Genomic DNA, 21,295 nt, shown 5'->3' with positions numbered 1-21,295 from the left:
GGAAACAGCGATGACGACGAGCGTCGCTCGGCCACACATGTTGCAATGTTCGGATGTATGCGTGTTTACGTTCCGAGAAAGGGTTGCGTCACCGAACAGCGCTTGTGGGCCGAGCCGCCTGAACCACTTTGGGCAGACCAGTGATCAAGGAGACTGTTATGTCGGGTATGGAAGAGACGGGTTTACAACTGCGCTCGTTGATTAAGGCGAGTGGTGAGCTGGAAATTTCGCTCGTAGATGTGCCAACCCCCGAGCCACGTTCCGACGAGTTGGTGGTACGCATCGAGGCGACGCCGACCAATCCGTCCGACCTCGGCTTGCTGACCGGCGCCGCCGATCTCTCCACGATCAGGGCGTCAGGGACCAAGGATCGCCCGATCATCACCGCGAAAGTGCCGGAAGCGGCCATGCCGGCGATGGCCGGCCGCCTCGATCAATCGGTGCCGATCGGCTTTGAGGGCGCCGGCGTCGTCATCAAGACCGGGTCGTCCGATGCAGCGAAGGCTCTGATGGGCAGGACAGTCGCGACTTTCGGTGGCGCGATGTATGCGCAGTATCGGTGCCTGAAAATAGGAGACTGCCTGCCGCTGCCGGACGGCACGACGCCGGCCGAAGGCGCCTCCTGCTTCGTCAATCCACTAACCGCACTCGGCATGATCGAGACGATGCGGGCCGAGGGCCATACCGCCTTGGTGCACACCGCCGCTGCCTCGAACCTGGGACAAATGCTGAGCAAGATTTGTCTCAAGGACGACATTTCGCTGGTCAATATCGTGCGCAGCACGGAGCAGGCAGCGATCCTGCGCAAGATGGGCGCCAAGCACGTGATCGATTCGACCACCGCGACCTTCACGAATGAATTGACTGCGGCGCTGGTCGAAAGCGGTGCGACGATCGCTTTTGATGCGATCGGCGGCGGAAAGGTCGCGAGCCAAATCCTGAGCGCCATGGAGGCTGCCATCAACAAGTCCGGCAAATACCCCTATAGCCGCTATGGCTCGACGGTCCACAAGCAGGTCTATGTTTACGGTACGCTTGATCCTCAACCGACCGAGATCACGCGCTCCTTCGGCACCGCTTGGGGCCTGGGCGGCTGGCTGCTGATGCCGTTCCTGGTGAAGATCGGACAGGCCGGCGAACAGAGGCTGCGTCAACGCGTTGTCGATGAGCTGAAGACCACGTTTGCAAGCCACTACACCAAAGTGGTGTCACTAGCCGAAGCGCTCGATCCCACCAATATGGAGTCCTACTTCAAACGGGCGACTGGAGAAAAATTCCTTATCAACCCGAACAAAGGTAAGTGACGTAGCGCCACTCCCCGAGCTTGTCGTGGTAGGGCTGCTCTGTGCGGCGGCCGTGGTCTGCCTGACGGTCGGCACAGAATTCAAATGGTTTGCTACAGCGCAGCTCGCGGCTCAAGTCAAGAAGCAAGGTAAGTTGGTGTCGGGACCGGCTGTCAAGATCAGGTCGGAACTGTCGATCTGTTTCGCTGGTGATCGCACGATCTGCTAGATGAAATTCTTAAAAGCGGGGAAGGCCTCTCGCGTGTGCGCGCTTGTAGATCTCATTGCGCAAACTTGGTCCGACATCTGAATCGCGCCTCCTCGTGAAGCTGCCATTTGCAGGACCGTTGCGGCCCAACTACGTCAAAAGCTACGGTTTGCGCGATGACTAGGAGTAACACCGCGGCATTGCCGGCAACATTCGTTGTTGCACTTCTCGTTGTTTTTGCTGTCGATGCGGAGAGAGTGGAAGTCGAACCTATGATCCGGGCTTATGGTGCTAAACTTTAGCAAAATACCAGCTATGCCTTTAAAGCGAGGGATTGAAAGCGGGGGCCAACCGCACCAGTTTCGCACCAGAAACGATCCGATCGAGAGCGACGAAGGCGGCCAAACATCACAAAAGATGCACGGAAATCAATGACCGCATCCGTTTTCCGGCCGCTCATAACGGTCTGGTTGCAGGTTCGAGTCCTGCCGGCCCACCAAGAATATCAGTGCCTTGCTTGGTCTTCGTTTCCCGCGCCGCGACGACCGCACCAGAAACCGCACCAGATACGTCCACTTTTCGTTCGTGCACAGTCGTCGGCAAGCTCGCCTGCCGAACCGTTGGATGCGACAGTGCATCCACGATCCTCGCCTCCCCGGCCGCCGGAGAGGGACTGACGGAAGCAGTCTCTATTGGCGACAATGTCGGCCATCTCCGGTAAAGCGGAAGTCAGCCACAGCGTCAATCAAGTCCGCTAAGGGCCAACTTCAGACATCAGACCCACGTGCTGAGTAAATCTGCCGCGACTTTCAGGTCGGCCGTTTCAAAGCCTTCCGTGAAGCGGCCGTATGATCGCTGGAGTAACGCTCTCGCCCCTATCCGATCTCCCGTACTAGCCATCAGCGCAGCCAGATCGGTGGCAGTCCTCAATTCCCAGGAACCGGCGTGCTGTTCACGGGCCAGGTCGAGCGATTGCTGAAGGCAGGCTTGGACGTCTTCGTGGCGCGATGTCGGAATGGCGCCAAGCAGTCTGCCTTTCAAGCGCATTAGCTCCGGCATTTGAAAGAACTCACCACTCGCATTGACCCGCTCGATTGTCGCGTTGACGAGCGTGATGCCCTCACCAGCCCGCCCAAGTGAAAGCAGGCCAAGCGCGAGCTCCATATTGAATTCGGTCGTGAGCAGCTCATGACGCGCGGCGTGGATGGGCTTCAGACACGTCCGCAGATCATCGACGCCTCGTTGCAAATCCCCTCGGCGGATCGTCAACTCGGCCTTGCGGCATCGTCCGATCGCCATCAGGGGGCCCATAGCATTTGCTTCGGCAAGCGAATAGGAGCGATCCACGTAGTGCTGGGCGGCATCGAGGTCGCCGCGCCAGAGAAAAACCGTGCCAGCACCGGCAAGCACCAGAGCCAGCGCTGCGGAATGTCCCGTGGCTTCCGAGGCCTTGACAGCCTCCCTTGCGCGGTCCGCTGCCTGATCCGGATAACCGTGCAGCCAGAGTGTCCGGGCCAGCGCCATTATCGACCGATAATGAGGATCGTAGCTCAACAGAACCGAGCCTTGTTGGGCGTGCGACAGGATTCCTATCAGAGATTCGAGCTCGCGGCGCGAGCCGGCGAGATCGCCCGAAAATTGCAGCGCCATGCCGAGTTCGGAGTGAGCGAGTGCTCTGATGGCGAGGTCTCCGGATCTTTCGGCAAGGGCGTGGCAACGCCGGGCGTAATCGAGCAATATCCTGAAATGCGCGCTGCGACCGTGGAAGATGTATTGCATGTTGAGCAATCCAGCCTCGTAGGCCGTATCGCCCCTGGCCTCCGCAATGGCGAGGCTCCTGTTCAGTGCGTCATTGACGGCGTCGCTTTCGCCGTACATCTGCGACGAAGAGACACCCAGGCCTGCCTGGAGACGCATCTCATCAGAGCTTCCGACAGCACCAGCGTCGAGCGCGATCAAGGCGCGCTGGGACCAACGGTGACACTCCGCCAGCAACGACATTGCCAGGAAGACATCGACGGCTGCCGCGGCGAGCTGAATGCCGAGCTTGGCATCTCCGTCCTCGCCGAAACACCAGTCGAGCGCGGCGCGTACGTTGTTCATGTTGCCAAAATGCGAGGTCCGTTCCACTCCAGTGGATAAGGAGGCCCAGTCGCGGCCACGCTGCTCCAGCCAATTCCGGTAATAGGTTGCATGCCGGACAGCAAGGTCGCGGCCTTCATCGTCGGCGATCTGAATGTCACGGGCATAAGCGCGCGTGGTATCGAGCAGCCGATAGCTCATCACGGTTCCGACCGGCCGGGTCGCGATCATCGACTTTGCGATGAGGCTGTCGATCGCGCCGAGGATATCCCTCTGGTTGACGTCGCGCCCGCACACCGCGGTGACCGCGTCGAGCGTGAAGTGTCCGACGAAGACGGCCAGCCGGCGGAGAACGATCCGCTCCAGATCGGAGAGAAGGCCGAAGCTCCAGTCCAGCGTTGCATGCAGCGTTCTTTGCCGGGGCGGAGCGCTCCGCGGCCCAAGCCAGGACAGCGCCAGCCGCTGGTCGAGCAACTCGGCAGTTCCATGCACCCCGTAACTTTCGACGCGGCGGGCCGCGAGCTCGATGGCCAGCGCCACACCGTCCAGCCTGCGGCACATGCTGGCGACAACGGGCGCCTCATCGTCACCGAAATCCAGCTGCGCGCCGCTCGCACGGGCTCGCTCGACGAAGAGCTGGATCGCCGGAAATGTCCGAACGATTTCGGCCGTCAGTTCCGTGCCGTCGGGCGGACAGGCCAGCGTGTCCAACCGGAAGACGTTCTCTCCGTCCGTCTGCAACGCTTCGCGGCTCGTCGCCAGAATGTGGACGTTGGGTGCGGACAAAAACACAGACGATGCGAACGCGGCGACAGGATCGACCAGGTGTTCGCAAGTGTCGAGGATCAGCAAGATCCGCTTGTCTCGCAGGTAAGCGACGATGCTGGGCGTCGCGTCGCTGGATTGCACCGACAGGCCGAGCAGCGATGCCACGACCGTCCCCACCAAAGTTGGATCGCTGACCATGCTGAGATCGACAAAGAGCAGCGCACCATCAAAACTCTTCATCAGACGGTGCCCAGCCGCGATCGCAAGCGTCGTCTTGCCGACGCCGCCAGCACCGACGATGGTCACGAAGCGCGTCGCCATCAGCCGCGCCGGCAGCTCCTCGATCTCGACCTCCCGATCGATCATCGGTAGACGTACCGGCAGATTGGCCTGCTGAAAGGAAGACATATCGCTCGCGCGCGGCGCTTGATCGGATAAGCGGGCTACCTGCGCGACAAAAGTATAGCCGCGCCCGGACGATGTCACGATGTAGCGGTTGCCTTCGCTGCCTTCGCCGAGCGCCTTGCGCAGGTTGGTGATGTGAAAGCGCAAAGCGCCCTCTTCGACCACCAGACCCGGCCATACCTGGCGCAGCAGCTCGGCTTTGCTGATCAGCTCGTTGGGGCGCGAGAGCAGCGCCACCAGGAGATCGTAGGCCCGTCCCCCGAGTTCGACTTGCTCACTGTTTCTGGTCAACACGCGCTCGGTCATATTGAGGCGGAAAGGACCGAACGAAATGATCTCCGTGGTCTGCGCTGTCGGCATTGATGGATGCTGCTCTTGTTGTGGGCGGCGATCGTGCGATTACGAAAATGCGACGACGACCGACGTCTTTTGGATCGTGATATCCGATCCCGGGGATAAAAAGTAGTGCTGCGGCGCCATAACCGGCACGACGGTCCGCTCCCGTGTCGACCAACTCGCGTCACTTTTGTCTTGAAAGCCAACGACTTGTGAATTGACCAACAACCGGATCAGCGCCGTTAGGGTGGTAAAGCCCGGCTGCACATTCGATCAAGACCTTCCCTCATAACAAAATCTCGCAGCGCCCTAACACGTGGCCCTCCGGCCGCGGGTGAAGCCGTGACCGGCTCACTTTTCGGCGGTCTCCCGCGGCTCCGCGAGGGCTAACGATCCATAACAATCGATAACGAGCAAATCTCGATCGACCGCACCAAAGTATGTGCAGGACGAGCGGCCGATCGATCTGCGACAGCGTCACGCAAATATACAGGGCCGTGAAGTCTGGCACACGTCAACTGCGCACAACGCAACGATGAGACTGAGACATGACCAGCAACCAGATCGTCGATTCGAGCTTCACCGCCATCATCAACGCACCGATCGACCAGATCGACATTCCAACATGGTGCTTCAATCTGTCCGAGCGCGACTACCAGGGCTGCTCGCCGGCGCACATCGCCGCGGGCTTCACGACGGCTCCGGACGGCAAGCGGATGTCGATCAACGTCGAGACCATCGGCGGCAGCCTGATGGTGCAGCATTACGTCGAGACCCTCGGCGAAAAGGACCATCTGGTCCTCGATTCCACCTCCGACGTGTTCACGCCGACCGGGCGAACGACCATTCACGTGACCTGGGAGCTGAGCGTCAAGGAGATCGAGCCCGGCAAGTGCGAATTCACCAACCGCGTCCGCTCGTACGCCACCGACGAATTCATGGCGTTCATCGGCAAGCAGGGCATCCCGTTTGACCTGTTCCGCGCCCAACGCCAGCCCGCCTCGATCGCGCACAATCAGAGCGAAACGCCGGAGTTCGCGGCCAGCATCGAGCGCGCCGCGCTTCGGAACAACTGACACAGCGGCACCGTCGCAAGGGAGAGTCACATGACGCAGCTTTCATACGACAAGAACGACACCGCCCTCCTGGTTGTCGATCCCTACAACGACTTCATCTCGGAGGGCGGCAAGATCTGGCCACGGATCAAGGCCGTGGCCGAGGCGAACAATTGCGTTCCACACATGCAGCAGGTGCTGCATGCCGCGCGTGCCGCAGAGCTCCGGGTGTTCTACGCGATGCATCACCGTTACCGCGCCGGCGACTATGAGTCCTGGAAGTATGTCGCGCCCGTGCAGCGGAGGGCGTGGCAGGCCAAGAGCTTCGAGTTCGGCACCTGGCGCGGCGAATTCCGTGCCGAATTCGTCCCGGAGCCGGGCGAGATTGTCGCCAGCGAACATTGGTGCTCGAGCGGCTTCGCCAACACCGATCTCGATCTCCAGCTGAAGCGCCACGGCATCCAGCGGCTCATCGTCATCGGACTCATCGCCCACACCTGCATCGAGGCGACCGTCCGCTTTGCAGCTGAGCTTGGATATGACGTCACGGTCGTCAAGGACGCCATCGCCGACTACTCAGACGAGATGATGCATGCCGCGCTTACGATCAATATGCCGAACTATGCCAGCGCGATCGTGACGACCACGGAGGTCGTGGCGAGCATCTCAGCCAGCACCTTTGTAGCATCGGCCGCCGAACTGGCCGATTGACGGACCCGACCGGCGCCCGTCGGGCGCTGGTCTCTCATCATCAGCGCCCCTGAAGATTTACCGCCATTTCGCAGCTAAACTAAACAGAGAGGTTCGATCATGAAGCGCCGCGATTTTATGAAGGGCTTCGTCGGGGCAGCGGTGTGGCCGTCGTTTCGGAGAGAAAAGCGGAGCAGGCCTCTCATCGGCTTCCTGAGCAGTCGATCGCGCGGCGATTCGACGCGCATCTTGACCGCGTTTCGCCAAGGGCTGGCGGAGGCTGGCTATATTGCTGGTCATGACGTCAGCATCGAATATCGCTGGGCTGGTGGCGACTATGAAAGGCTTCCAGCGCTTGCCGCTGACATCGTCGACAGGAGTCCGTCGGTACTGATTGCAGCCGGAGGCGAGCCATCCGCGCTAGCGGCGAAGGCTGCATCTGACAGCATCCCGATTGTTTTTTCTGTGGGCGGCGATCCGGTGAGGACTGGCCTCGTCAACAGCCTGAACCGGCCGGGCGGAAATATGACCGGGATCAGCCTTCTCGCCACGGAACTGGAGGCAAAGCGCCTCGGGCTGCTGCACGAGATGGCGCCCCGCGCGAAAGTTATCGGCGTTCTCGTGGATGACGATTTCCAAGAGTCGCAAACGCAGACGCGCGAGATCGAGCTGGCGGCACGGGGGCTCGGCTGTTCCGTCGTGATTGCCTGTGCCAGCAGCGACCTCGAGCTGACAGAAGCATTCGAGCGGCTGAGGATTGCCGGCGTGGACGCACTGCTGGTTTGCGCGGCCCCCTTCTTTGATACGCGTCGGCGGTCCATTGTTGCACACGAAGCGCAACAGAATATCCCGGCGATTTATCAATTTCGGGACTACGCCGCCGAGGGCGGCTTGATGAGTTACGGGATCCGTCCACCCGAGGGATACCGGCAAATCGGCCTCTACGCGGGTTTCATTCTCAACGGAATATCCCCGTCCGAGCTTCCCGTCGTCCGACCTGCAACGTTCGAATTGGTCATCAATCTCAGAACCGCCGCGGCAGCGGGGATCGACGTTCCGCCAAGCCTGCTCGCCTGCGCAGACGAGGCAATCTCGTAATTTTTCCTCAAACCAGATGGAGTTTTCAATGGCCCAGATCATGATCGAAAAGCCGTCCTCAGGCCTGTGGACCGCAACGTTCGCCAATCCGCCCATAAACCTGATCGATCCGGACACGATCGGCGAGCTTCAGGATCTCCTGTCCGCACTGGAAATCGACGCCGACGTCAAGGTCGTCGTGTTCCGAAGCGCCGACCCGGATTTCTTCCTGGCCCATTGGGATGTGCTTGCGGACAAGGCGAAGGTTGCCGCGATGCCGCCGGGACCGACGGGGATGCATCCGTGGATCGACGTGCTCGTGCGATTGTCGCGGGCACCAGTCGCCTCCATCGCTGAAATCCGCGGACGCGCACGCGGAGCCGGAAGTGAGTTCGTGCTCGCGTGTGACATGCGCTTCGCCAGTCGGGAGCGCGCGATTCTCGGGCAATTTGAAGTCGGCATGGGCGCTGTACCCGGCGGCAATCCGATGGCCCGGCTCGCCGGGCTAATGGGGCGAGGCCGCGGCCTGGAAGTCATTCTCGGGGCGGACGATTTTTCTGCGGACCGCGCCGAGCAATACGGCTACGTCAACCGCGCTTTACCCGACGAGGAGATTGAGGCGTTCGTCGATGGTTTTGCGCGTCGGCTGGCCTCATTCGAAAAGCACGCTCTCGCTGGTGCCAAGGCTCTCATGAACGAAGTCACGCTCCCGCCCGACGCCGTGTTTCAGCATGCGCTGGCGGCCTTCTTCGAATCTGCGGCCCACCCGAGTACACGGGTACGCGGGGCATCGCTGATCAAGCGCGGACTTCAAACTCGATCCGATACCGAGCTTCGACTTGGACACGCGGTGGCGGAATCATCCTGAGGGACACAGCCAGAGCATGGCCAAGCCCCGAACGCTCCACATACCGAGATTGTTGCGCCTGCGTCGGCGAGCAGTGAATGCACCGCACGAAGAGACACTATCGTTCAACGGGCTGGTGATATAGTTCCGCACTGGGTCTGACGGTGCCCGACTAGAGACGGCGGTCGCCTGTCGCTCGATAAGCGAACATATCGCTTAGCGCCTCCAGTACTTTTCTCGCGACCAGGGCCCGATACATCAGCGGAATGCGTCTCGAGGGCATTGGTAGCAAAGAACTTTCCGAGCGGGCTACCCTACCAAGTGTGAAGCCCATTACGACGGCATATCGCTACCTTGGGTTTATGGTGCGCTCGGAGGGCGTTCACATTTTGCGTAATTTCAATGATTTACCAGAAGGCACTTCGACAAAGGTGCATTTCCTCCGCTCAAGTACCTTTCAGCGCAACGGTTCGAGCATCAGCTCGGTCACTGTTGGCCGCCGGTTTCTTGCTGTTGCGAAACGGCCTCTGCACAAAGTGCAACACGTGCGGCTCCACAACTGGGTCCTCCTTTGTGTGGGGTCGACGTGTGGGGTCGGCGAAAGTTGTCCACCCCGCATACCATTGTGTCCATTGCGCTCAGTTTCGAATGTCCATTCGGAGTGAGCCGCTGCAGAAGAGCGAAAGCCCACCGACTCGGTGGGCTTTTTGCTGCACTAGCAAAAATGAGGATCGCTGATAGACGAGAAGGCTCGACGAAATTGCGGTGGGTTCTACGCAGCTGTGGGAACCCGGCCCCGCTGCACGCGGGCACTTAATGACGGCATTTTACTAGCATCATGCAGGTAAAACACAATGCGATCCATTTTCTGGAAGTCTTTTCAAATCCTTACGGCGCATTCTATGCGCATTTCCGCGGTGGACCTTCGCGTGCTTGACCTTATGCGAACCGGGCACTCGAAGAACTCGAAGCCGAGCAGGAGCGTTGTGCTCCACGCTGGAATTTGGCACTGGCCGGATTCGATTTTGGCACTGGCCTTCCCACTCAGCGCACTGCCCGATCAATCCAACGGTAGAACCCGCCCCTGAAGGATCAATGCTAACCCTCCGCCTGTGCGTATTGCAGCGGAAGATGAGTCCATTGCAGATAAGAACGAGTCCCTCTGCCGTCGAATGAGCGAGGACCATGCCGCCGCTAATGCGGCTCCTCCGGATGGCGGCGGCGCGGTGTAGTGGGCCATCAGCTTGAGGTGGGCGCTGAGGTTCCTGGGCGGGTATGGCGCGATCTCATAGTAGTGCCGCACGCCAGCTTCCGCCGCGAACGGTTGAGGACGCTGGAATGCAAAATCGCCTCCGGCTGGACTTTACGTAGGCCTTCAGCCCATTTGAAACGATTGCCGAACCATCCTGGTTCGCGCTCGTCGTGCTTTCGCCCGAGAGGATCCGGCTTGAGCTTCAGATATCACTCGTCGACCTTGATACCGTAACCGTCCGAGGTTGTCCCGTCCGTCAGGTTCGTTCCTTGCTGCGTGGACGATCCATTCGAGCGCGATATCCGAGAGACGGGCCTCGTTTTCCGGGTATCCTCTTCCGTCGTTCACGGCGCCGGAAACGGCCGGAGGTTATCCACGCGACGCGAAGGCCGACCCAACGAGGCCCTATGTGATGTGGCCTGGCACGCAATACGAGCATTTGATGCTGCCGGCCCGCTGATCTCGCGATCCTGCATCCGCGCCAGTACGGTTCTGTGCGGGGCGCGCGCGATGAAACGCGCGTCCCCTATCGATCCTGCTGCGCCGCATGAGTCCGCTTGTGGCCCTTCGCGACAAATTGCAGCGCCACGCAATCTCGGTTGCGAGCGAGGCGTCGCAGAAGTTGACGGACAGCCGTTATTGCAGAACACGACGCTTGAGACCCGAAGTCGCGGTCCCGGATGGTCCGGGCTGCCCATTCACAGCCGTGTCCCACATCGAGCTTCGCCCTTGCTCGGCCCGAGACGAGCGTTTCAATGCGACATGATCACCCAGCAAGGTGGCCGCCCGATGATAGTCTTGGTCGCGCCGCCCCAGACCCATTCGCTCAACCGATAATGACCGTAGGCCCCCATGACCAAGAGATCCGCGCCTCTAACTTTGACCTCCGCCTCGAGTATCTTTCCGACGGAACTGCCATCAATCCGCACCGTTTCGAAGCTTGCGCTAATGCCATGTTCAGCCAGATGGCGGACCACTGCCGCACCCGACTGCTGCTCCGCCAGGGTGTTGCCATCGGTCGCTGTGATGATCTGCACATCGCGAGCACGGCGCAGCATCGACAGGGCATCGCCAACGACTCTTGCAGCCGGCGCGCTATGGTCCCAGGCAACGATAATCCGGTCGAAGTTGACAGGCAGCTCGGCGGCGAGTTCTTCCGGGCACAACAAAATCGGTCGACCTGATTGAAAAATCAATCCCTCGATGACCCTTTCCGCTTGGTCATCGTCCGGCTTGACCGGAACAATCGACAAATCCTTCGGGCGTGCGCATAGCGCAAGGTGTTTCGGGGCATCCCCCGCTCTCAAATGCGCAACCCTCTGTACGTTGCGTACCCCGACCTCGGCGACGGCGGTATCGAACGCTTTCAATAAGCCTTGCGCATCCGTAGTGCTTCTGACCTCATCGGGGAAATCGGCCGAGATCATGACTTGCGGCCGAACAGAGACATCCTCTTCGACAACCAGCGCAGTGATCTCGGCGTCGAAACTCGCCGCCACATTAACGCATTTCGCGATCGCTGCAATTAATCTTGGGCTTGGGTTCCCAATGAGCGGCAAAAGCATATCCTTGATAGCCATTAGCGCTTCTCCGAGAATAGCCGTATTCTAGCTGATCCCAATGTCGCCTATTTGACGCAGGTCAACCCTTGCCCGACTTCGTGTATATGGTCGCCTGCGGCGAAGTCTATGCCAGCAATCGGTGCGATTTTTGAGCGCCCGCCTACACAAAAGCGGAACTTCACTGGGTAGCGCGAGGCGCTGACCGCACTGGAGCTACCAGTATCTATCGAGAGTCTGCAGCCCGAATTTCATGCCTCTCACTCCATACAAGCATTCCGATGCGATCTGCTGTAACCCGGGATCGAATACTGAAGGCGCGGCCGCCGGGACTGCCGTCCTAGCTTTCCAAAGGGATTGTTTGTTGCCGCGCATGAGTCCGGAATTGGCGCCATGACCGGACATGCCGCCCCGCTCCACTGCGATCGCCTTGCGGGGCCTCCTCATGCTCCGGTGGGATTGAAAACCGGGCTGGTGCGTTGGCGCGCGATGCGTATGCTGCGCTCGGTCAGGTCACGCAACTGCACGAACATCATCGCAGTCATCAATGCGTCGTTGAACGCATCAGACCAGCAGGCGCGGCCCGATGAATCGCAGAAAGCTTGGCAACACCTTCCAGACGATCGGCGCCGAAGTTGTTTCTCCCGGTGCACACGTCATGCACACGCCGCCCTTGAACCGATTGAAAAACTTGAACTCTCGCTCCAATCCCATGATTGGACGGCACAGGTTTGCGCGCATCGCACGGAAGAATTCCATGCGATGCGGTCCCTGAATTCTTGCAGGGTCTCACGCCGCCTTCGCGGCTTTGTCTGCCGGGGCGGTGTCCATGGCGCGCATGTAGAGATCGAGCAGTGACTCGCGCTCGTCGCGCTCGTCCTGGTCCTGCTTGCGCAGCTTGATGATCTCCTTGAGGATCTTGACGTCGAAGCCCTCGCCTTTGGCTTCCGAAAAGACTTCCTTCTTCTGCTCGTTCAACTCCTGCAGCTCGGTGTCCAGGTTCTCGATCCGCTCGACGAAGGAACGAATTTTTCCGCCGGGAATGGTGATGTCTGACATGGTGCCTCCTTGCCTGAATGAGGCCGTGAAAATGAGAGCAAAGAGATAACCAATCTCTTAACCTGGGTCGGTTCGAAAGCAGCTAGTCAGGGTATTGATCAGCTCGGGAACCCTATCGCGTGCCCCTCCTCGCGGTAGCCTGCGAACTCCGCCCGGTTCGGTGATCGGATCTAGGTCAGGCCGTTGCCAACAATTCGCAAGACCTCTGCCTCATCGCCTCGTTTTCAAGATAGACGGTCCCGTTTGCGACCGACCCGCGCGATATCTCAGGGATCTTTGACGAAGCCGACCACGGGAAATATCCCTCGCTGGACCGTCTTCACCTTCCACCGGGCTTCAGTCCGCTCCGATCGGTACGTTGTATCAACGCTTGGAGACCATACGTTCGAAGTTCAACCGTACTGCGGTCTCGAAGAGCTCCTGTCCGTCGCCATCAGCATGCTCGTTGTAGCTGCAAAGACCAAGACATCGAGCTTGTGAAGCGATGCAAGCTCACTGGGTACGCTCCCGCCTCATTAGGTCAACCTCGCTGGCGCGCACCCTTTGCTTGCGGGCTTCCTCATCATGACCGGCCTTTCCGCCTCCAAATAACCCAGCCATTTTTGCGCTACATCAAGGCCGGCGCGAGCGGGCGGAGCACAATTTCGGATATTTCTTCAACCTGTGGGAGAGAGCAGATGAGCCTTCCGAGATTGTGGACCACCAGCCAGGAACCTGCGTTCGACCCGTTCAGGGCCATGCGACGCGAAGTGGAAGACGCGCTTCGCGCTTTCAATCAGGGTTCGTCCTCTCCCAGTATTGGGGCAGGCGAGCCGGCAATCAATGTGGCTGAAACCAAGGATGCCTTCGAAGTGACCGCCGAACTTCCCGGCGTGGACGAGAAAGATATCAAGGTCAGCCTGGACGGCAACCAGCTAGTCATCTCCGGCGAGAAAAAGGCGGAGAGCACGAAAGACGAAAAGAACTGGCATGTCGAGGAGCGCAGCTACGGCTCCTTCTATCGATCGATGTCTCTGCCTTTCGAGCCGGAAGACGGAGCCGTCGAAGCTCATTTCGACAAGGGCGTGCTGCATCTCGCTATCAACAAGCCCGCCAAGGCCGTGAAGACCACCAAGACCATCGATATCAAGACAGGAGCTCCACCGAGCGCGAACCCAGTATCGGATAAGGCCACGGCGCCCGGCAAGGCTGCCTAGTCCTGTACAGTCTTCGTAACAAACCGGAGAGCCGGACCAGACAAGCTGGTTGCGGTCTCCGGGGTTTGTCATTCCCGTTCTTCCGATGCCGTGATGAGATTCCGCGGCGGGCAGTTGACGCCTCAAAGCCTTCAGCGCAACGGATCGGCTTGCCGTCGAGGCCATCATCGACACCACGGTGCGCCCGGTGAAGTCGCGAGCCTCGAGAAGGCCGCCGGCACCGGCATCCAGGTTGCCCGCAAGCTCTGGACGATGACCGCCTCCGAGCTGCGCCACGCTGATAATCACATGCTGCTGCTCGAGCGCAAGACTGCGATGGAGCGCGTCGCCACCTCCCTGCTGGAGATGGATCGGCGCCTCGCCGTCGCCGGCATGATGGCGCTGCCGATGTGCCGCCGCGACATCGGCGACTATCTCGGCCTCACGCTCGAGACTGTGTCGCGTGCGCTGTCGCAGCTTCACGTCCAGGGCATTCTCGGCTTTTCCCGTGCCTGCCAGATCGTGCTGCGCAACCGCCAGCGCTTGCACACTATCGATGCCTGATCGCTCAAGTTACGGGCGCGGTCTATTATCCGCTGAGCGGCCTGTTGCCGCTTCTCACGCCACTGGTTGCGATCGCGTCTAGAGCCTGCGGAAGCCGCCTGTTGCGCCCCCTTAGCGGACGGCGCACACTGGCAATAAATCCGCCAGGTACGACTGCACGATGCATAACAAGCCGTAACGGAAATGCGACATGTACGCGATGGTTCTCTCCGCCCGCGGCGCGCCGTTGACGTTCCAGCAACGACCCGACCCGATCCCCGCCCCCCGCGAGGTCCGCGTCAAGGTCAGTGCCTGCGGCGTATGCAGGACCGACCTGCACGTCGTGGATGGCGAGCTTCCCGGAATTCCCTATCCAATCATCCCGGGGCATGAAGTCGTCGGCCGAATCGATGCGATAGGCGCGGGCGTAGACGAGCTGAAGCTGGGCATGCGTGTAGGTGTTCCCTGGCTCGGCCACACCTGCGGCCAATGTTTCTATTGCCGCGCGGACAAGGAAAATCTCTGCGATCGTCCCAAATTCACCGGCTACACCCGCGACGGCGGCTTTGCTAGTCATCTCGTTGCCGATGCAAGATTTTGCTTTCCGCTTGGCGAGCGCGGCGATGACGCAGCCCTTTCGCCTCTGCTCTGCGCCGGACTAATCGGCTGGCGATCCTTGGCAATGGCAGGCGATGGCAAGACGCTCGGCATCTATGGCTTCGGCGCTGCCGGCCATATCGTGGCGCAGGTGGCGCGCGCACAGGGGCGGACCGTCTACGCCTTCACCCGTGGCGACGACCAGGACGCACAGCGACTTGCGCTTTCCCTCGGCACAGACTGGGCCGGCGCCTCGGAGGACATTCCGCCGACCGAGCTCGATGCCGCCATCATCTACGCACCGGTCGGGGCATTAGTGCCGCTTGCCTTGCGCTCGGTGCGCAAGGGCGGGCGCGTTGTGTGCGCCGGCATTCACATGTCCGACGTTCCGACGTTCCCCTACCATATTCTCTGGGGTGAACGGCAGATCGTATCAGTTGCTAACCTGACCCGAAAGGACGGCATCGATTTTCTCGCCGCCGCGGCGAGGACCAACATTCAGACCTACACGACGGTATTTCCGCTCTCGCAGGCCAATGAAGCGCTCGCCTGTCTGAGGGAAGGCAAGCTCGTTGGCGCAGCCGTTTTGCGCCCCTGACCGCCGCGTCTACTGCCCAAGCACGTAAGAGCCCGGCGCGTCATCCAAAGGCGCGCTTTTTTCTGCCGCGCCCGCCGGCAAGGAGGCCGGAACGGGCTGACCGGAATGCGCGGCGAGAAATCGCGTCCACTCGGTCCACCATGATCCCTCGTGAGACGGCGCGCGCTTGATCCATTCGTCCGGGCCGAGATAGGGATCATGGGCCTTCCTGGCGAGCACCTGGTAGCTATGCCCTTCCTCGCTTGGTGGCGCGACGATGCCGGCATTGTGGCCGCCACTCGTCAGGACGTAGGTGATGTCTGCATCGGCAAGGAAATTGACCTTGTAGGTCGATTTCCAGGGCGCGACATGGTCGCGCAACGTACCGACGACAAACATCGGCATATGGAGATCCGAGAGAGCGACCGGCCTGCCGTTGACCTGGTAGCGCCCCTCGGCGAGATCATTGTTGAGGAACAGCCGCCGCAGATAGTCGGAATGCATTTGATACGGCATGCGCGTGGCGTCGGCATTCCACGACATCAGCTCGCTCGGTGCGGCGCGCTCTCCGACCAGATAATCCCGCACGACGCGCGACCAGAGCAGGTCGTTGGTCCGCAACATCTGAAAGGCCCCGGCCATCTGTGCCGTTCCGAGCAGCCCCTGCCGCCACATCATATCCTCGAGGAACGAGACCTGGCTTTCATTGATGAACAAGGTGAGCTCGCCAGCTTCCGTGAAATCGGTCTGCGCCGCGAGCAGTGTCGCTGTTCGCAGGCAGTCAGGTCGCTCGCGAGCCAGTCTGGCTGCCGCAATCGACAACAGCGTGCCGCCGAGGCAATACCCCGCGGCGTGAATGGCCTGTCCAGGCCGAAGCGAGTTGATGGCGGCGATGGCAGCATCCACGCCGAACTCGCGGTAGTCTTCGAGGCTGAAATTGCGATACTCAGGCGTTGGGTTCTTCCATGAGATCATGAAGACGGTGAAACCGCTTTCGACCAGATAGCGGACGAGAGAATTGCGCGGCGACAGATCGAGAATGTAGTACTTCATGATCCAGGCAGGCACGATCAGAACGGGTTCGGGCCGCACGGTCGGCGTCGTCGGAGAATATTGGATGAGCTCGATCAGCTCGTTGCGATAGACGACTTTGCCGGGTGTGATCGCAACATCCTTACCCGCGACGTAAGTCTGATCGCTCCTCAGCCTTGCACCGGCGAGCAGAGCCTGCCAATCCTCGGCAAAATTGTGCAGGCCGTAGACGAAATTGCCTCCGCCGGTCTCCATGATCTTGCGCAGAACCTCGGGATTGCTAATGGCGAAGTTCGTCGGAGCCACCGTATCCAGGCATTGGCGAAGCGCGAAGTCGGCGATTGCCGCGTTCGAATGGGCCAGTCCGTGAATACCGATCGTCGTCGAATGCCACCATTGTTGGGTCAGCAGGAAAGCCTGGGCCAGGAGATTGAAGGACGGCAGCTCCCAATCTGAGCCCGTGAAACGACGGTCGTTCTCCGGCGGCCTGATCACTGACCAAGGCTGGAATATCGCATGCCTCGGCACCATAGCATCGACAAGATCAGACGCATTCTGGATCGCCCGGCCGGTAAGACTGGCCTGCTTACCGGGTGAGGCCAGGAGGTGCAGTTGCCAGTCGGCAAAAGCCAGGGCCAGCGCTGCCGGCGAGATGCCGCCCGTAAAGCGCGCCAGCGCCGCGTGGAAGGATCGGTCGATGGCATCGACGGCTGCATCGGACCCGGACGGCTGCGCTGGCACCATTGCCTCAGTAACCGGGGGCTCGACGGGGACCTGGTCAGAATTCGAAGCTATGGGAATGCGGCTGACGGATGCTGGAGGCGACATGGTGAACTCCTTTGGCCCTCGCAACCTAACCACGTTGTCCGAGACCGAATTGAGCTGCATCAACCCCGAGATCGAGCTGCCTCTTACCTTCCTGGCCAAGTGATCAACAGGCCGGCGAGCCCTTCGATGATCGAGCAGCTAGCGGGACTAAGGCTTTGGGGGTGGCCTGTTCGGCTTCATCGCACCGTCGGCGGCAAGGCGACGATAATTGCTATCGCGGTCGCTTATTCTGTCTCGGCAGAGATTGCCAAGGGCCTGGCGGTTTCAAGTCCGTAAGACCCGGAGGTGAACGGCTCGGGTGAGTTGGAAGCGTTGACGGTCAGTGACCCGTCCACGCTCAAATCATGTACTGGCCGCCATTGACCGACAGCGTCGACCCGGAGATGAATCCCGCCTCTTCTGCTGCCAAAAACAGGACAGCGCGCGCAATCTCTTCCGGTCGGCCGAGACGGCCGACCGGAATCTGCGGCAGGATGCTCTTCTCCAGAATATCCTGCGGCACGGCATCCAGCATCTCGGTATGGATATAGCCGGGGCAGACGGCGTTTACCGTGATTCCGAGACGCGCCGTTTCCAGCGCCAGCGCCTTGGTGAATCCAAGCTCGCCGGCTTTGGCCGCGGAGTAGTTTGTCTGGCCGAACTGGCCTTTCTGTCCGTTGATCGACGAGACATTGATGATTCGGCCATACCGTCTTGCGCGCATGCCGTCGATCACCTGTCGACACATGTTGAACACACCGTCGAGATTGGTGCGGATCACGGCATCCCATTGCGGCTGGGTCATCTTATGAAACGTGGCGTCACGAACGATGCCGGCATTGTTGACAAGAATGTCGATTGGCCCGACTGACGCCTCAACGGCCTTCACTCCGGTAGCGCAAGCGTCGAAATCACCGATATCCCATTGATGGGCTGAGATGCCTGTTCGGCTCGCGAAGGCTTTGGCGGCCTCGGCATTTCCGGCGTAGGTCGCCGCTACGAGGCAACCCTCGGCCTGAAGCGCTTGAGATATGGCGGCGCCAATGCCTCTGGTACCGCCAGTTACCAATGCCACCCGCACCATATCTAGAACTCCCGCCCTATGGTCAAAACGATACCCGGGGCGCCGGCTACCGCTTTGACGTGCGTCAAGGCTCTCGATGTCGACCTGTGCTGCTCTTCAGCCCGATCGGAACGGGAGGCACGCATGTTCAAGGACTTACTGGTGCATATTCCTACGGAGCGCTCACCGCGGCCTGCCATCGACGCTTCTGTTTCTCTTGCAATGAGTGCTTCGGCACATCTGGATGCAATTGCAACAGGATATGCTTCGACGAACGTGCCGTTTCTTGCGGAAGGCGGCGCAGCCATCGCATGGTCCCTGCAATTCGAGTATGAACGTGCGCTGGAGCGAGCCGAGGCAGCGCTGCGCGTCTTCGAGGTCGAGGCGAAGAACGCCCGGATCAACTATGGAAGGTACGCACTGAACGGAACTCTCGCCGACGCGGTTGCGAAAGCTGGTGCAGCGGCGCGCCTCTATGATCTGACGATCGTGTCACAAGGCGACCCCGAGGGCGACACGTTTGACAACCGGCTTCCGAAGGAACTGCTCTTGCAGGCGGGTGGGCCCCTGCTGTTCATTCCCTATACTTTCCGGGGTGCGTTCAAGGCGGCACGCGTCGGCATCTGCTGGGACGGCAGTCGCCTTGCCGCCCGCGCCTTGCGGGACGCGATGCCATTTATCACCGACGCAGCCGCTCTGACGACCATCACCCTCAACGCATCCGAGGTACCGCCCGATGCATCGCCCGAACGCCTCCTGACACATCTCGCGCGGAAGGGCTTGCCGGCGAAGGCCGTATCGCTTCAGGCCGACCGTAGCGATCTGCAAGCGAGCATCCTGTCGATCGCTGCGGATGAAAGCCTCGACCTGCTGATCATGGGCGGTTACGGCCACTCTCGACTTCAGGAAACGGTATTCGGCGGGGTCACGCAGGAAATGTTCCGCAGTATGACAGTTCCAGTCATGATGTCGCACTGATGGAGCACTACGTGAGGACGCATCTCGGAACTGGACGTGCCGTGGCAGGCGCCATGCTCGTTGCGGGTTTGTTTTTCTCCCCTAACCCAACCGCAGCTTCGAGCGTCGAGCAAGGCCGACGTCTTGCGCTGCTGTATTGTTCGAAGTGCCACTCGACTGACAAGGTCAGCCCAAGCCCCCTCAAGATTGCTCCACCGTTCAGGACGTTACACGAGCGATATCCGATCGAGATGCTGCAGGAGGCCTTGGCCGAGGGCATCGTCACCGGGCATCCGGCGATGCCGGAATTTCAATTCGATTCCGACCAGGTCGGCGATTTCATGGCGTTCCTGAAGACGTTGGAGCAATGAGCTATCAGACGTGCGCGATCGAGAGAAGCCTTGGTCAAAATTGGTCGGACATCGTCCCGGGCTGCCTTGCAGTAACGCGCGGCGAGCGATCGATCAACACGCCGGTCCACGAAGACGGGGGACCACTTATCTTTCTGCTGCTTCACGTGGAAGACGTCACCGGTCAGATTGTCCGCCGACAATAACGCTCGATCCTTGGGGACCCTCGCATGTCGAAAGCATTCAGATTGTCGTCCGCCACGATTTGCGCGCTTGCGATCGTGACACCGGCCGCAGCGGCGGACGCGGATCACGGCAAGGACATCGCAAAACGTTGGTGCGCCGCGTGCCATCTCGTCGAGAGCGGCCAGACGAAAGCCTCCGACCAGGCGCCGCCGTTCTCCACCTTCGCGAAGATGCCCGATTTCGACCAAAACAAGCTCGCTTTCCTTCTACTCGCACCGCATCCGAACATGCCGACGCTATCGCTGAACCGGGCGGAGATCGCGGATCTCGCGGACTACGTCCGCACACTCAAGTAGGGCACGGCCCACCGCCGCCGCCAAGGTTCGAAGCCCGGGTTGAGATGGGTCAATGCGGAACTTCCGATGCACGGATAGAGTCGAAAGCGTGCCGAGCGGCGCGAGCGCGCTCAGGTGCCGTTCTTCGACGACACCGGCCGGGAGAACGTCGTTGTGATTTCCCGCCGGTCTACGGCGCTGCAGCCGGACCTGTTTCCAGCAGCGCGCCGCCGCGCGGCTCTCTGTCGTGGTGCCGGTCGTCATCGGCCTGATCTTCGTGCTGCTGTTCACCACATTTGGCTCGGTGCGCCATGCCCTGCTGGTGCTGGTCAACATCCCCTTCGCGCTGATCGGCGGCGTGTTCGCGCTGGTCTCAAGCGGCGAATATCTGTCCGTTCCGGCGTCGGTCGGATCCATCGCGCTGCTCGGCATAGCCGTACTGAACGGCGTCGTGCTGGTCTCCTATTTCAACCAGCTACGCGCTCACGGCCTGAGCGAGGGTCGCATCGTCGTCGAAGGCGCCATGCGAAGACTGCGGCCCGTTCTAATGACGGCCAGCATCACGGCGCTCGGATTGATCCCGCTGTTGTTCGCCTCCGGTCCGGGATCTGAAGTGCAGCGACCGCTGGCCATCGTCGTGATCGGGGGCCTGGTCTCGTCGACAATGCTGACGCTGATTCTGCTGCCGATCCTGTATCGCCGCTACGGCGGCGCTGCGAAGGGGGCCAAATGACGAGCGTGTCCGTCTGCCTCACGCTGATCCTGCCGCGCCAGCTTCGCGACGAGCTCTTCGACTATCTCAGCGAACAGACCGATCTGGTGAGGGGTTTCACGGCCTCCGATGCTGCCGGACACGGCACCGCCGTGCGGCTCCAAAGCATGGCCGAGCGCGTCAAAGGGCACGCCAATCAGGTCATCGTATGGATTGTCCTACCACGGAACGATGCCGCGCGCCTGCTCGACCGGGTTCGGGCTTCGTTCACCGGCACCAACCTCGTCTATTGGATTCTGCCCGTGGCGGAATTCGGCACGATCGACTAACCGACATCGCC

At 60.5% G+C, this 21,295-nt stretch carries 17 protein-coding genes, 1 tRNA gene and 2 pseudogenes; 14 read left to right on the top strand and 6 right to left on the bottom strand.

Annotated features, from left to right (window positions below; all coding sequences use genetic code 11):
• Positions 1-158 precede the first annotated feature (158 nt).
• Both AB7290_RS07380 and AB7290_RS07375 read left to right on the top strand, forming a co-directional pair.
• On the top strand, positions 159-1,304 hold the full coding sequence (locus AB7290_RS07380) for a zinc-binding dehydrogenase (RefSeq protein WP_085400529.1): 1,146 nt from the start codon (positions 159-161) through the stop codon (positions 1,302-1,304).
• Positions 1,305-1,835: 531 nt separating this feature from the next.
• Positions 1,836-1,990: transfer RNA gene (locus AB7290_RS07375), tRNA-Ser, on the top strand.
• 275 nt (positions 1,991-2,265) lie between these two features.
• Here AB7290_RS07375 and AB7290_RS07370 read toward each other — a convergent pair.
• Complete coding sequence (locus AB7290_RS07370) at positions 2,266-5,106, bottom strand: ATP-binding protein (protein ID WP_441253368.1); 2,841 nt, start codon at positions 5,104-5,106, stop codon at positions 2,266-2,268.
• A 524-nt stretch (positions 5,107-5,630) separates the two neighbouring features.
• Between AB7290_RS07370 and AB7290_RS07365 the strand changes: the two genes are divergently transcribed.
• The 4 genes from AB7290_RS07365 to AB7290_RS07350 all read left to right on the top strand — a co-directional run bounded on the left by AB7290_RS07365 (position 5,631) and on the right by AB7290_RS07350 (position 8,772).
• Positions 5,631-6,158, top strand: a complete 528-nt coding sequence (locus tag AB7290_RS07365) for a hypothetical protein (RefSeq protein ID WP_085400522.1) — start codon at positions 5,631-5,633, stop codon at positions 6,156-6,158.
• 30 nt (positions 6,159-6,188) lie between these two features.
• Positions 6,189-6,848, top strand: a complete 660-nt coding sequence (locus AB7290_RS07360; RefSeq protein ID WP_085400520.1) for an isochorismatase family cysteine hydrolase — start codon at positions 6,189-6,191, stop codon at positions 6,846-6,848.
• Positions 6,849-6,947: 99 nt separating this feature from the next.
• A complete protein-coding gene (locus AB7290_RS07355; RefSeq protein ID WP_085400519.1) occupies positions 6,948-7,925 on the top strand; it encodes an ABC transporter substrate-binding protein in 978 nt (325 codons plus the stop codon).
• A gap of 28 nt (positions 7,926-7,953) precedes the next feature.
• Positions 7,954-8,772, top strand: a complete 819-nt coding sequence (locus tag AB7290_RS07350; protein ID WP_094184011.1) for an enoyl-CoA hydratase/isomerase family protein — start codon at positions 7,954-7,956, stop codon at positions 8,770-8,772.
• Between the two features lie 1,983 nt (positions 8,773-10,755).
• Here the strand turns inward: AB7290_RS07350 and AB7290_RS07345 are convergent.
• From AB7290_RS07345 to AB7290_RS07335, 3 genes are all read right to left on the bottom strand, one after another.
• Positions 10,756-11,583 carry a universal stress protein gene (locus AB7290_RS07345; protein WP_063982743.1) on the bottom strand — a complete coding sequence of 276 codons (828 nt, stop codon included), beginning with the start codon at positions 11,581-11,583 and terminating at the stop codon, positions 10,756-10,758.
• Between the two features lie 543 nt (positions 11,584-12,126).
• Positions 12,127-12,321: a hypothetical protein gene (locus tag AB7290_RS07340; protein WP_063982742.1), complete on the bottom strand. Its 195-nt coding sequence runs from the start codon at positions 12,319-12,321 to the stop codon at positions 12,127-12,129.
• Positions 12,322-12,351: 30 nt separating this feature from the next.
• Complete coding sequence (locus tag AB7290_RS07335) at positions 12,352-12,621, bottom strand: DUF2312 domain-containing protein (protein WP_063982741.1); 270 nt, start codon at positions 12,619-12,621, stop codon at positions 12,352-12,354.
• A 677-nt stretch (positions 12,622-13,298) separates the two neighbouring features.
• Between AB7290_RS07335 and AB7290_RS07330 the strand changes: the two genes are divergently transcribed.
• From AB7290_RS07330 to AB7290_RS07320, 3 genes and pseudogenes are all read left to right on the top strand, one after another.
• The gene (locus tag AB7290_RS07330; RefSeq protein ID WP_085400515.1) at positions 13,299-13,817 is read left to right on the top strand and encodes an Hsp20/alpha crystallin family protein; all 519 of its coding nucleotides are present in this window, start codon (positions 13,299-13,301) and stop codon (positions 13,815-13,817) included.
• A gap of 136 nt (positions 13,818-13,953) precedes the next feature.
• Positions 13,954-14,360: pseudogene (locus AB7290_RS07325) on the top strand (helix-turn-helix domain-containing protein); the annotation flags it as partial.
• Between the two features lie 190 nt (positions 14,361-14,550).
• Positions 14,551-15,534 carry a zinc-dependent alcohol dehydrogenase family protein gene (locus tag AB7290_RS07320; protein ID WP_063982739.1) on the top strand — a complete coding sequence of 328 codons (984 nt, stop codon included), beginning with the start codon at positions 14,551-14,553 and terminating at the stop codon, positions 15,532-15,534.
• Between the two features lie 9 nt (positions 15,535-15,543).
• Here the strand turns inward: AB7290_RS07320 and AB7290_RS07315 are convergent, their stop codons facing one another.
• Positions 15,544-17,373, bottom strand: coding sequence for an alpha/beta fold hydrolase (locus AB7290_RS07315; RefSeq protein WP_094184010.1), 1,830 nt, complete (start codon positions 17,371-17,373; stop codon positions 15,544-15,546).
• A 337-nt stretch (positions 17,374-17,710) separates the two neighbouring features.
• Positions 17,711-18,436 (bottom strand): acetoacetyl-CoA reductase, encoded by a 726-nt coding sequence (gene phbB, locus AB7290_RS07310; protein ID WP_085400512.1) that lies wholly within the window; start codon positions 18,434-18,436, stop codon positions 17,711-17,713.
• Positions 18,437-18,559: 123 nt separating this feature from the next.
• Between phbB and AB7290_RS07305 the strand changes: the two genes are divergently transcribed.
• The 5 genes and pseudogenes from AB7290_RS07305 to AB7290_RS07285 all read left to right on the top strand — a co-directional run bounded on the left by AB7290_RS07305 (position 18,560) and on the right by AB7290_RS07285 (position 21,284).
• Positions 18,560-19,393, top strand: coding sequence for a universal stress protein (locus AB7290_RS07305; RefSeq protein ID WP_085400510.1), 834 nt, complete (start codon positions 18,560-18,562; stop codon positions 19,391-19,393).
• Positions 19,394-19,446: 53 nt separating this feature from the next.
• Positions 19,447-19,743, top strand: coding sequence for a c-type cytochrome (locus tag AB7290_RS07300; protein ID WP_085400508.1), 297 nt, complete (start codon positions 19,447-19,449; stop codon positions 19,741-19,743).
• A 209-nt stretch (positions 19,744-19,952) separates the two neighbouring features.
• A complete protein-coding gene (locus AB7290_RS07295) occupies positions 19,953-20,264 on the top strand; it encodes a c-type cytochrome (RefSeq protein WP_085400504.1) in 312 nt (103 codons plus the stop codon).
• Between the two features lie 193 nt (positions 20,265-20,457).
• A pseudogene (locus tag AB7290_RS07290) lies at positions 20,458-20,976 on the top strand (efflux RND transporter permease subunit); the annotation flags it as partial.
• On the top strand, positions 20,973-21,284 hold the full coding sequence (locus tag AB7290_RS07285) for a DUF3240 family protein (RefSeq protein WP_085400502.1): 312 nt from the start codon (positions 20,973-20,975) through the stop codon (positions 21,282-21,284). The pseudogene AB7290_RS07290 and the gene AB7290_RS07285, both read left to right, overlap by 4 nt.
• Positions 21,285-21,295 lie beyond the last annotated feature (11 nt).

Source organism: Bradyrhizobium sp. 613_E4_N2_2 (genome assembly GCF_052075995.1).
Classification (GTDB): Bacteria; Pseudomonadota; Alphaproteobacteria; order Rhizobiales; family Xanthobacteraceae; genus Bradyrhizobium; species Bradyrhizobium barranii.
Note: the sequence above shows the minus strand (reverse complement) of the source record. Positions and strands in the feature narration are given on the sequence as shown.